General features: G+C 27.3%; 12 protein-coding genes and 1 pseudogene. 4 read left to right on the forward strand and 9 right to left on the reverse strand.

Annotated elements, in window-relative coordinates; all coding sequences use genetic code 11:
• Positions 1-173 precede the first annotated feature (173 nt).
• Both ACPKM0_RS12755 and ACPKM0_RS12760 read left to right on the forward strand, forming a co-directional pair.
• Positions 174-1799: a formate--tetrahydrofolate ligase gene (locus ACPKM0_RS12755; protein WP_472476514.1), complete on the forward strand. Its 1626-nt coding sequence runs from the start codon at positions 174-176 to the stop codon at positions 1797-1799.
• A gap of 252 nt (positions 1800-2051) precedes the next feature.
• Positions 2052-2957 carry a YitT family protein gene (locus ACPKM0_RS12760; protein ID WP_472476515.1) on the forward strand — a complete coding sequence of 302 codons (906 nt, stop codon included), beginning with the start codon at positions 2052-2054 and terminating at the stop codon, positions 2955-2957.
• Positions 2958-3025: 68 nt separating this feature from the next.
• Here the strand turns inward: ACPKM0_RS12760 and ACPKM0_RS12765 are convergent, their stop codons facing one another.
• The 4 genes and pseudogenes from ACPKM0_RS12765 to ACPKM0_RS12780 form a co-directional block, all read right to left on the reverse strand.
• Entirely contained in the window at positions 3026-3559 is a 534-nt protein-coding gene (locus ACPKM0_RS12765) for a DUF4256 domain-containing protein (RefSeq protein WP_472476516.1), read from the reverse strand.
• 14 nt (positions 3560-3573) lie between these two features.
• Positions 3574-3846, reverse strand: a pseudogene (locus tag ACPKM0_RS12770) (iron chaperone); the annotation flags it as partial.
• A 210-nt stretch (positions 3847-4056) separates the two neighbouring features.
• The gene (locus tag ACPKM0_RS12775; protein ID WP_472476578.1) at positions 4057-4974 is read right to left on the reverse strand and encodes an IS3 family transposase; all 918 of its coding nucleotides are present in this window, start codon (positions 4972-4974) and stop codon (positions 4057-4059) included.
• On the reverse strand, positions 4974-5369 hold the full coding sequence (locus ACPKM0_RS12780; protein ID WP_472476517.1) for a transposase: 396 nt from the start codon (positions 5367-5369) through the stop codon (positions 4974-4976). The genes ACPKM0_RS12775 and ACPKM0_RS12780 overlap by 1 nt, the downstream gene beginning before the upstream one ends.
• A 160-nt stretch (positions 5370-5529) precedes the next feature.
• On the opposite strand from ACPKM0_RS12780, the gene ACPKM0_RS12785 reads away from it, so the two are divergent.
• Positions 5530-5955 carry a C-GCAxxG-C-C family protein gene (locus ACPKM0_RS12785; RefSeq protein ID WP_472476519.1) on the forward strand — a complete coding sequence of 142 codons (426 nt, stop codon included), beginning with the start codon at positions 5530-5532 and terminating at the stop codon, positions 5953-5955.
• 191 nt (positions 5956-6146) lie between these two features.
• On the opposite strand, the gene ACPKM0_RS12790 is transcribed toward ACPKM0_RS12785, so the two are convergent.
• Genes ACPKM0_RS12790 through ACPKM0_RS12810 form a run of 5 tightly spaced genes read right to left on the reverse strand, consistent with a single transcriptional unit; the run spans position 6147 to position 11851 of the window.
• Positions 6147-6989: an SAM hydrolase/SAM-dependent halogenase family protein gene (locus ACPKM0_RS12790; RefSeq protein WP_472476521.1), complete on the reverse strand. Its 843-nt coding sequence runs from the start codon at positions 6987-6989 to the stop codon at positions 6147-6149.
• Between the two features lie 3 nt (positions 6990-6992).
• The gene (locus ACPKM0_RS12795) at positions 6993-7829 is read right to left on the reverse strand and encodes an SAM hydrolase/SAM-dependent halogenase family protein (protein ID WP_472476522.1); all 837 of its coding nucleotides are present in this window, start codon (positions 7827-7829) and stop codon (positions 6993-6995) included.
• 9 nt (positions 7830-7838) lie between these two features.
• Complete coding sequence (locus tag ACPKM0_RS12800) at positions 7839-10445, reverse strand: energy-coupling factor transporter ATPase (protein ID WP_472476524.1); 2607 nt, start codon at positions 10443-10445, stop codon at positions 7839-7841.
• On the reverse strand, positions 10445-11002 hold the full coding sequence (locus tag ACPKM0_RS12805; RefSeq protein WP_472476526.1) for an ECF-type riboflavin transporter substrate-binding protein: 558 nt from the start codon (positions 11000-11002) through the stop codon (positions 10445-10447). The genes ACPKM0_RS12800 and ACPKM0_RS12805 overlap by 1 nt, the downstream gene beginning before the upstream one ends.
• Before the next feature lie 54 nt (positions 11003-11056).
• Positions 11057-11851: a GNAT family N-acetyltransferase gene (locus tag ACPKM0_RS12810; RefSeq protein WP_472476527.1), complete on the reverse strand. Its 795-nt coding sequence runs from the start codon at positions 11849-11851 to the stop codon at positions 11057-11059.
• A gap of 157 nt (positions 11852-12008) precedes the next feature.
• On the opposite strand from ACPKM0_RS12810, the gene ACPKM0_RS12815 reads away from it, so the two are divergent.
• Positions 12009-12719 carry a GntR family transcriptional regulator gene (locus ACPKM0_RS12815; protein ID WP_472476529.1) on the forward strand — a complete coding sequence of 237 codons (711 nt, stop codon included), beginning with the start codon at positions 12009-12011 and terminating at the stop codon, positions 12717-12719.
• Positions 12720-12750 lie beyond the last annotated feature (31 nt).

Consider the following 12750-nt stretch of genomic DNA (forward strand, 5'->3'; position numbering starts at 1 on the left):
CATAATGTAATTGTAATACAAAATTATTATATTTTTGCAACAATTTAATCATTTAAATATTATATTTTGTTGCAAAAATAGTTGTTTTTAGTATAATCCCCTTTGAATAATCTAAATAAGTTATGTTATATTGCAACACATAAAGTAGATAGTGTTCTGGGGGGAATTGATTAATGGAAAATCTTTTAAAGATACAAGAAGTTGCAAATAGCTTAGGTATAAATGAAAAATATATTGAACCTTATGGTAAATATAAAGCTAAAATTGATACTAGTATAAATGATGAATTAAAAAACAAAACAGAAGGGAAACTTGTTCTTGTTACATCAATTACTCCAACTAAAGCTGGGGAAGGTAAAACAACCACAGCTATTGCTTTAGCAGATGGTATGGCAAAGATAAATCAAAAAGCCCTTCTTTGCTTAAGAGAACCTTCTCTTGGCCCTGTATTTGGATTAAAAGGGGGCGCAACTGGTGGTGGAAAAAGTTCAATAGCTCCAAAAGATGAAATCAACCTACATTTCACAGGTGATATTCATGCACTAACTTCTTCTATAAATCTAATTGCTGCTGTATTGGATAATTCAATATATCAAGGTAATAATTTAAATATAGATTCAACTAAAGTAGTTTTTACTAGAGCTCTTGATATGAATGATAGGGTTCTTAGAAATATAAAGGTAGGATTTGGTAAATTTAATGGGGTTGAAAGAGATGATCATTTTGTAATTACCGTAGCATCAGAATTAATGGCTATTCTATGCTTAGCACGTGATGCAAGAGATTTTCACACTCGTCTTAAAAAAATAATAGTTGCATATACGTATGACGATAAACCTATAACTGTTGCTGATTTAAAAGTCTCTAATGCAGTAATGAAACTAATGAAGGAAGCATTAAAACCAAATCTTGTTCAAACTCTTGAACATAATCCTGTTTTAGTTCATGGTGGGCCTTTTGCAAATATAGCTCATGGATGTAATTCTGTTATTGCAACAAAATTAGCAATGAAATTAGCACCTATTACTATTACAGAAGCGGGGTTTGGTGCTGATTTAGGGGCTGAAAAGTTTTTTGATATTGCATGTAGAGAGGGAGAAATGAATCCTGATGCAGCAGTAGTTGTAGCAACTGTAAAAGCTTTAAAAATGCACGGTGGTGTTGAATACAAAAACCTTGAAAAAGAAAATGTGGATGCATTAATGAAGGGTGTAAATAACTTAAAAGCTCATATAGAAAATGTTAAAAAATATAATATCCCTATAGTCGTTGCAATAAATCATTTTGACCATGATAGCAAAGATGAAATAGCTGCTTTAACCTCATGGTGTGAAAATGAAGGATATGTTGTATCTTTTTTAGATGGATTTTCTAAAGGTGGAGAAGGTACAATTGATTTAGCAACTAAAGTTGTTGATATTCTTAATTCTAATAGTGCTAATTTTAAGCCTATTTATGAAATGAATTTATCTATAAAAGATAAGATTGAGGCTATTTCTAAAACAATTTATGGTGCAACAGATGTAAAGTATTTAGAAAAGGCTGAAGATCAAATTAAAAAATATGAAATAATGGGTTTTAATAATTCATATGTATGTATTGCAAAAACTCCTAATTCTCTTTCTGATAATCCTAAAATTTTAGGTGTTCCTAAAGACTTTAGTATAACTGTTAGATCTGTTAATTTATCAGCTGGTGCTAATTTTATTATTCCATTAACAGGTTCTGTTATGACTATGCCAGGGTTAACAAAAATTCCATCTGCTATAAAAATGGAAGATGAAGAAATTGAATATTAATTCAATTTAACTTATACCCAAAGTATTATTTTATAAGGTTTTTTCATAAGTTTTTATTCTTTAAAAAGTCTGAAAAGATATTAGATTTTATTATTGTTTTTTTTGTAAAAAATCACTTTTTTTGTATTGACAAGTAAGTGGTTTTTTTATACTTTTCACTTAAATTTTTAAACCATTTATTTCTAATATTTATAGTCTTGTAAATATTATCTTTCTATTAAAAAAATCTTATATTTTTCAGGAAATTTTCAAATGTATAATTATATGATTCACCATCATTGGTTACGATTATTTTTTGCTATTATTGGAACATTAATAGGAGCTATTGCTCTTAATATGTTTATCCTTCCTTTTGACTTATATAGTGGAGGCCTTTTAGGAGTAGGGCAGTTAATACGTACTTTTTTAAGTAGTGTATTAAATATTGAATTTGAAGATATTGATTTAGCTGGTATTATATATTTTATATTAAATATTCCAATATTAATATATGCTAAAAATATAGTAGGTAAGCAATTATTAATAGGTACAGTTATAGGAACTATTTCTTACTCTATATTTTATTCACTTATACCAATCCCTGATATCCCTATAATTTCTGATATTTTAACCTCTGTTATTGTAGGTGGTATTTTATCTGGAATTGGAAGTGGAATACTATTAACTTGTGGTTGTTCTGGCGGCTCTTTAGATATTTTAGGTTTATGTTTTTCTAAAAAAGGTAAGAGCTTTTCAATAGGTAAATTTAGCTTATCTTTTAATATTTTTATTTATGCTATTTGTTTAATTATATTCTCAGTTGAGATTGCAATATATTCTATCATTTACTCAGCTTGTTATGCTATTTCTTTAGATAAACTACATCAACAAAATATCAATGTAGAAGTATCTATTATTACAGAAACTAAAAAGGATCAAATATCTAATTATATCATGAATAAAATAGGTAGAGGTGTCTCTTTATTTGATGTAGTTGGTGGTTACACAGGATCTAAAAAACAGATGATATTAGTATGTGTTTCAAAATATGAAGTAGTAAGATTAAAAAGATATGTTACATCAGTAGATCCGTCTGCTTTTATTATTATAAAAGAAGGGGTTCAAGTTTCTTCTAATTTTTCTAAGAAACTAGATAGTGATGATTATCACTCTATATAGGGAAAGATAAATTATATTAAAATAGTCATTAATTATTAGAATTTGAAAAATAAGTTTATATTTTTATATTAAACAAGCAATTTCCCTCTGAATCCTCTTGAACTATAATAGGACTCAGCACTGTTGTGGTACATAAAAACATGATTATATCTTTTATCACAAAATAGGGCACCTCCTAAATTTCTAATTGAGGGAGGTGTAAGTATCCAAGAAGAAGTTTTAGTATCAAAATCTCCTAATGTTTGTAAGAAGATATATTCTTTTTCATTTAAAATTTCAATTTTTAATTCTTTAGAAACATCTATAGCACTGTTATTAGGTTTATTCTTCTTTCTATCATTTAGAGCTTTTCTATCATAGCAAAGGCTTCTTCTGTAGCTAGGGCTTTCTTTACTACAATCGAAGAAAGTATATTCATCCTTTTCTTTATTGTAAAAGACTACGTCTGGCTCACCTCCACTTAATTCCATTTGCTCTAAAATATTGATTTTAGAAGGATTTAGTTTTAATTTTTTTTCTACTAATTGCCAAGACATGTTTTCATGCCGACTTTTATTGTTTTCAAATCTATCTTTTAATATCTTTATAAATAATTTTGTCATAACTAAAACTCTCTTTATTTAGATAATGATATTTGTTTAATTCTATATTCAACTATTTTTTTTATTAAACTATAAGGGATTTCTTTATCATAAGTAAATTGGACAGCACCTTTTGAGGTTTTATAAGTTTTTAATTTTTCACTAAAAGCTTCTATAGCCTCTGGTGTAGGATAAAATCCAATATGATTTTTATTAGCAGCAAATTGGACAAGATTTTCTTTTTGGTAAAATGTTGGAATGTTGTAGCTTATTTTTTCTATTGAATTTGGAGCACATTCCTTAATAGTTTGTTTTAATTTCTTTTATATTAATATTATAACACTATTTAATCCCTTTTTTATAATGAAAAAATAATTATTTGGGAATTATAAGTATTAATATATGATTTAGATTAGATTGTTGTAAGATATTTGGTCTGCACCCAATTTAGTTGACACTTTAGGAGCCACTGCTTCCTAAATAGTTTACAACTGTTTTTAGTATTTTAGCACTATTTCTTATAGTGTCAATTCGGGGTTATAAATAATTGGTAAAGTTCCTTTAGGATTTTTCTCTAATCTTTCTATTGGAGTTTGCCAATTAAATCCTTTTTTCTTTCTAACTGAATTATACCAGGGGATAAACCATTGTGTTTTAGCTAGAACTAATTCAGCTTTTACTTGTCTGTTTTTAAAGTTTTTCTTTCCAAATTCTGTATAAAAAGCTTCTGTTTTTATTATTGAATTCCAAGATTCTTCTGCTGCATTGTCATAACAATTTCCAACAGAAACACTCATTCTAATATTAAGTTTTTCCATTAAATCCATATAACTATTGTTTACATAGCTAGTTCCTGCGTCGCTATGAATTATGCAATTATTCAAATCATATTTACTTGAAAGATCTAATAATGTATTTACACATAATTCACTATTAGGGCTATCACTAATTCTCCATGCTACTATTTCTCTATTAAATAGATCCATAATAGTATTCAAGTAATACATCTTTTCTAAGCAATATAAATAAGTAATATCAACAACAAACTTTTTTCTTGGTGTACCACTAAAGAAGTTTTGTTTAAGTAAATCTTTAGGTTTACCCAGTTTCATCTTTTTTCTTCTTTTATATTGTTCTGGAGTCCATTTTTTCACTCTAACATGCGATAAAAGGTTGTTTTCCTTCATTAATCGCAAAATGCGACCTTCTCCAACTTTTATGTTTAAAGCTTCATTTACAACCTCTTTCATTGGCCTATGTCCAATTGCATAAGATGTCTCGTTTTGAACAGTTTTAATAACTTCAAGTATTTTGCTGTTTAATGTTACTTTATCCTTATTTCTTAAATATTTATAATATGCCTCTCGAGATATACCCGCAATAGCACAAAGCATTGTGATATTTTTAACGTCCTTATTTAATAATGCAAATACTATTACTTCTTCTCTTTTTTTTTACGGTATTTATTAGGATTAATTCCATTAAGCTCTAACATGCTTTCTAGGTAAGCTATTTTATGCTTATCCCATTCATGTTCTTTTTTTAACTTAAGGTTCTCTTTTATTAAATCATCACTATCAATAATTTTCTTTGCCATATATTCAACCTCCATTAGAGCTTTTGAATCTCCAATAGCCTGTGAATATATTTTAACAGAATCCTTACATTTAACAAGGATGTCATTTCTTTCATTTACCCATTTTAATATTGTTGGATATTCAACTTCATACTCTCTTGCTAAGTCAGCAATAGTTGCTTCATTAGTTAGGTATTTTGTAATAGCCTTAAGCTTATTACTAACCGTTTGGTGCTTTCTTTTTTTCTTTTTCATAGATTCTCCTCTAGCTGTAAACTAGAGGAGGTGCAGTTAACTTCTAAGTGTCAACTTAAATGGGGGCATATCAATTTTTAGCTTTTTTATTTTAGTTGTAGATTTATATTTTTAGCAAATTATGATATAAATATATACAAAAGAATATAAGGAAATAATAATGGGTGTTAATGAACTAAAAAGTAAAGCAAAAGCTTTACATGAAAAAGATTATAATTGTGCACAATCTGTATTATGTGCTTTTAGTGATATATTAGATTCAGATGAAAAAACTTTATTTAAAATTAGTGAAGGATTTGGATCTGGTATGGGCGAAAAACAAGAATGCTGTGGCGCTGTTACAGGTGGTATTATGGTTTTATCCCTTTTAAATAGTAATGGTGATAGCTCAAATTTATCTAAAAGTGAAACTTATGAACTTGCTGCTAAACTTAGAAATAAGTTTATAGATAAATATGATATTACAACTTGTGAAGTTTTAAAGAATATTTTTGTAGAAGATGATTATAATATCTGTAATGACTATATTATTGAAACTGTAGAATTTGTAAATCAAATTATAGAAGAAGAAAATCTGCTAAATTAATATTAATTTTCTTTGACAGTAAGTTTTTATAATGTTCTCTATAATTCATTATAGTAAAAAGAAATAATATGAATATTTAATTACAAAAAGTTGTAGTTTTTTTGTTTAATTTGTAGAACTTTTTATAGTTATTAATGAAAGAAATAGGACATTTGTTTATTAGTGGTTAAACAAATGTCCATTAATTTACTCTATATTTTTTCAATCACTAAATTATAGATTCTATCATCAACTAAGTGATTAGTTTGTGCAAAATTTCCTTGATTTATTGCAATTCCAATAAATAATGCTACTTCATTGTAGACTAAAGGTTGTCCAATTGGAACTTCCCCAAAAGTTCTAACAAATTTAGTTTTAATTTCACATTCACTCTTTTCATCATAGATAAAAGATATTTTAACATCATCACCAAATTTAATATTAGATTTGACAAATTCTTTGTTAGGAATGTTAGTATCCATAATTCCAAAATTGTATTCTTTAGACCCTACTGCTATACCTTCTACTTTGTTTTGAGTAATACTATATGGATAAGATTCAAATTTAACAATTTCACTTAAATCATATTTTGGGCCAACTTCTTCAAATGTAATTTCATTAGCAGCAAGTTTAGCAGCACAATATGAGAATAGGTCTCTACCATGGAAGATATTAACTTCTTCAATGTTTTTATACCTATTAGTTTCTTCGTCTATTTCTCTTATTTCCTCAATTCCATACATATTATCTAAATCTGTAAATGCTCCGTTATCAGGAGATACTACATAATATCCATTTTTTAAAAGAGCAACTGATGCTTTTCTACTTGTTCCCACTCCAGGATCAACTACAGATACAAAAACTGTTCCTTCAGGCCAACATGGAATTATTGAAGATAATATCTTTGAAGCTTTTTTAATGTCAAAAGGAGGAATTATATGAGTTATATCAAATATTTCTAAATCTTGACTTACACGTTTACATATTCCATGCATAGAAGATACAAGATAGTTATCTATTCCGAAATCGGACTGCATTACAATATTTCTTTTCATTTATTACCTCTTATTAATCTTTATTTTCCAATCTGGTCCAGTACCAAATTTATAATAGTCTAAAATGTTTTCTAGATTTCTTGCTAATTGTAATTGAAGAGTTTCACTAACCATTAATAAATCATCTCCTTTATTTACAAATCCAAAACTCTTAACAAATGGGATATCTTTTGAGTAAACTACTTCTTCACTATTAGATATAGTTACATTTAGAATGTCACCATAATTAATACCTAGTTCTTGTACCATCTTGTAAGGGATATTTGAGCAAATTAAACCGAAGTGTTTATCACTTGTTTCAAGCATACCTTCAACTTGATTATCTACAATACAGGGATTAATAAATTCATGCATTACAATATCTTCTGTATCATATTTTGGGCCAACTTCTTCATATGTTATTTGACCACTAGCCAGTTTTGCAGCACAGTAAGCAAATAAGTCTCTACCGTGAAATATACTGCATGCTTTTGTGCTCTGTAATCTGTTTTTTTCTTCATCAATTATTCTAACTTCATCAATACCAACATATTTTTTCATATGTGTTAATGATCCGTTATCAGGTGTTACAACATAAGAACCATTAGATAATTTTGCAACACAAGCTCTTCTATCAGTCCCAACAGTTGGATCAACTACAGAAACAAAGATTGTACCTTTTGCCCAATAATCAATTATATAAAATAGTGAAAATGATGCTTCATACGTATCAAATGGTGTAATATCATGATTGCAATCAAATGTTTTTATTGATGGATCTATCATTGAGATAACACCATCCATAGTAGAAGTTGATATGCCTTTACCAAAATCAGTAAGCATAACGATTGTTTTTTCCATTTAAACCTCCTAGAATGGATAAAAAATTGTAATATTTAAGTAGAAACGACTATATAAGCTATAACCAAAAGCAAATAGAATTAAGAATATTACAATAAAGTCTCTAAGTTTTAGTTTTGATGAGTAATACCATGTTCTTGTATTAGCTTTACCAAAACCCCTTAATATCATTGCATTAGAAATGATAGTTATTTTATCAAGTGAAGTTAAAACTAATGGGGCGAAAACACCACCAAGGTTTTTAACTCTAGTCATAAACGCAGCATTATTAGATATATCAACACCTCTTGATTGTTGAGAACTTGATATATGTTTGTAATCAGATATTATTTGTGGTAAATATCTAAGAGTTAGTGAAACTGAATAACTAATATTTTTACTAATATGTAATTTATTTAATGATGAAGCAAATTCACTTGGTTGTGTACAAACTACAAAGGATAGGGCAATTGGTAAAATAGATAAATATTTTAATCCAACAGATGCTAAATACCATAAAGTTTCAAGTGTTATTGCATAGGATCCTGTTCCAAATAATAGTGTTTCACTTCCAATTAACATAACTCCCTGTTTAGGTGAGAACAAAAATATTAATAATAAATTAACAACTACAAAAAAGCACATTGCTATGAAAAATGGTTTAAATCTTTTAAAACTTACATTAGTTAATTTCATAATAATAAGAGAACTGATAAATGATAGAAATAATATTCTAATATCTAATGTTGATAAAATCATAAAGATCCAAGATATAAAGAAAATGAATTTTGAAACTCCATTAAGTGAATCAGGAAATGATTTTACTCCCATATAAGTTAAGCCAACACCAAAAGCTGATGATTTTTGACTTTTCTTTTTCTTCTTTTGTTTTTTAGAATTTTTTATTTCAATATCAGGGATACTCTTATAATCTTCAAATTTTGTTTCAACTTTCTCAGTATTATCCTCTTGAATAAATCCTTCAATAAATTTAGGGATATCTTCAATTTCATACTTCTTTGCAAGTTCATATAGGCTTGTTTGTTTTAAATTAGCTTTTTCTAATATTTCTTCATTACTAAAAATATTAGAAACTCTATCATCATCAATTAATTGACCATCAGCTAATACTATAGCTCTAGGAGTATATTCTAAAGCTAAGTGCATATCGTGTGTTACAAAAATAATAGTGATATTAGTTTTTTCATTTAATTCTTTTAAAAATTCCATCATTAACTTATATCTTTTGTAATCTTGACCAGCAGTTGGTTCATCTAATATCAAGATTTTAGGACGCATTACTAAAATTGAAGCAATAGAAACTCTTTTCTTTTGTCCATAAGAAAGTGCTGAGATAGGCCATTTTCTATATTTCTTTAATTTACATAATTCTAGTGCATCTAAAACCCTTTTTTTAACTTCTTTTTCTCCGATACCTCTTTTTCTTAGTCCAAAAGCTATTTCATCATATATAAGATTGTTAGAAATCATATGGTTAGGATTTTGCATAACGTATCCAACTTTGTTACTACGAGAGAGAATAGTATCGTTTATCGCATCCTCTCCATCAACTTCAATTGAACCTGAATCAGGGCTATAAATTCCCATAATAATACTGGCTAGGGTAGATTTTCCTGCACCATTTTTTCCTAAAATAGATAACATTTCGCCTTCTTTTACATCGAAGGAGATGTTATTTAACACATTCTTTTTACCATCATAGTTATAAGAAATATCTTTTAAAGATAAAATGTTTTTACCAGATATTTCTTTTGGATTTTTTGAATTTGCATTTACCCATGTGCTAAATTTTTCATAAGAGTCTTTTATATTTATAGAATCAAGATTGGATAGATCTTGATTAGATAAATCACAATTAGCTTTTTTTAAGGCATCTAGATATAGAGGTTCTCTTATTCCAAAACGAGCTAAAGTATCGCTTAAAAGTAAATCTTTTGGTGTTCCAAAAAACTTTATTTCCCCTTGATCAATTAAAACGATTTTATCAATTGGTTTAAGTAAAACATCTTCTAGTCTATGCTCTATAATAACAACTGTTTTATTAGTTTCTTTATGAATATCATCAATAATGGTAATCGCTTTTTCACCAGTTTTTGGGTCTAAGTTTGCAAGAGGTTCATCGAAAAGTAATATATCGACATCATCAACTAGTACTCCTGCAAGTGAGACTCTTTGTTTTTGACCACCAGATAATAATTGAGGACTATGGAATAAAAATTTTTCCATATTTACATCTTTAGCCATCTCAGATACGATAGTGTCCATTTTTTTGTTTGTAGTATTTTGATTTTCTAATGCGAATGCAATGTCATCAGCAACTGTTAATCCAACAAATTGAGCATCACTATCTTGTAGAACTGTTCCAACTTTTTTACTAATATCATAAATAGATGATTTTTCTAAATTTAAATCATTTATTATACAACTTCCTTCAATTTTTCCAGGAAGGGTATGTGGAATCAAACCATTTATACAATTACCTAATGTGGATTTTCCACTACCAGATGGACCTATTATAAAAATTTTTTCACCATCATTAATTGTTAAATTAATATTTTTTAAAGTTGGGATAGATTGTCCTTTATATGTAAAGGAAAAATTTTCAAACCTAATCATTAATCATCATCCTCATCAAAACTTAAATTTTGATTGCTTTTATTTTTATTTGCAACTAATTTCATTAACACTATACCTAGAGTAGCGATAACAAATACATTAGCAGCTGATGCTATTAATTGTTGAACAATTGATTTATCAAGTGGTTCTGCGAATAAGAAATAGTCAAGAACTGCACTAATCATATAACCTACTAAGTTACCAACTACAGCAAGAGAAATAAATGGGAAATATTGTTTTTTACCAAACTCACCATTTTCAACACAATTTTTAGAGATTTTTGGAAAAACCCCAATAACTATACCAACGATACCTGAACCTAACATCCATGTTGGCCATACTCCCCAACCCATGAATAAGTCAGTAATCCAATGGCCTACAAATCCTACAAAGAAACCTACTAAAGGGCCCCAAACACCTGCAAATAATGCTAGAATTGCCATTGCTGGTTTAATTGTTACTTCTGCAAAAATAGGAATACAAATCATTCCCCCTAATCCATAAAGAGCTGCACCAATTGCAACTAATACTACTGTTTTTACTGAATTGTTATTCATGTATATTTTCTCCTTTGGGTTATAAATTACTATAACCTATAATTTCTACTGTTTTTATTTTTTTTTATTATTTAGCGATATTGTTCCCCAAAAACCATATAATTCAAAACCAATATCTTTAAAAAAGGAATGATTAATATCCCTTTCACTAAATAGACACGGTGTTATATTTTCTTCTAATAAATCTTTTGAGATTTGCGAAACTATCTTTTTAGCATAATTCTTACCTCTAAATTCTTTTTTTGTGGAAATACCTCCAATCATGCAAGAATAAAGTGTTTTTGCTGCACTATTAGCATGAGAAATAATCATATTATCTTGTTCTAAAATATAATGATTCCCTTCATTAGAATTTAATCTCTTATTAATCATCTCTTTTGAAGAATACATATTGTTAAATTCACTAATACTGTTTAAAAATGTATGAATGCTATCTAAATCTGAAGCGTTAGCTACTTTTGCTATTTTTTTTGAATAAAGTTTATTATCGTTATTTAAAACATATAATTTTTTATTTGAAAAAACGTATTCATCCGTGTCTAAGACTTTTTTTATAGTAAGTAATAGCTCTGATTTTCCCATAATTATATCTATATTATGTTCAAAAGTTTTTAATATAAATGTAAGGTTAATATTTTTTTGATTACCAGATATGATTAAATTATTATGAAATATTAAATATACGAAACAACATTTATTATTCTCATCTAAATCCATGTATATTTTTTGAAATTCATTGTTAAATCCATAATATGAAATATCAGCTAATATAAAAGTATTATATATTCTCTCTTTCTTTAAAAAATTTATTAATATTGTCTCATGTTCATCAGTACATTTAAGTATCATTTTTACCTTCTTAATATTTTGAACAAGTTGTTCACTTGTTTAATAATTTATCCCAAGTATAACATCCATATTGATTTTGTCAAGAAATATATATATTATTTAAATAGATAAAATTTTAGATTAATAAAAAGTGTTATAAAAGGAGAGATATATGGTAATGAATCCCCATATACCGGCATATGTAAATGTATATAATAAACTTTATTCTGATATTATGAATGGTGTTTATTTAGAAAATGATTTTTTGCCAGGAGAGACAGCTCTTTCTAAAAAATATGATGTAAGTAGAAATACATTAAGACAAGCATTAGCTATACTTAGAGAAGATGGTTTAATTATAAAAGCTCAAGGGAAAGGAACTATAGTTAAAAAGAGACAGGATAAAGTTTTAAGTAGTCATATTGTAAATCCGATGATTCATTTATGTACTGAAGATGTAATTAATACAACATTCTCTTATAATTTTTCTCCACCAACAGATATAGCAAGACAGAAATTAGGCTTAAATGATAGTTGTATTATTTTAGCTAGTAATAATGTATATCATACTAAAGATGATATTGCAGGTTTTTCTTTTGTTCAAATTTCAATGGACATATTTCAACTTTTAGATATTAAAACATCAGATAAAAAACAAGTTGAAGCTTTAATGAATGAAAAGATCTATTCTTCAGCAAATAAGTTTACAATAGATTTTAAACTTATAAAGGCTAATGAAATTGAAGTAAAGTTTTTACCTGTTGAACTTGACTCACAACTTATTCTTTGTGAAAGTATTTTATATAATTCTATACCTGAACCAATTGCAAGGTGTAAGTATTATTTAAGACCTGAATTTTATAATTTACAATTTACAATATCAAAGTAATTATATAAAAAAGTTTCCTTTATAAATAACT

The organism is Pleomorphochaeta sp. (genome assembly GCF_050031695.1).
In the GTDB taxonomy this organism is placed as follows: Bacteria; Spirochaetota; Spirochaetia; order Sphaerochaetales; family Sphaerochaetaceae; genus Pleomorphochaeta.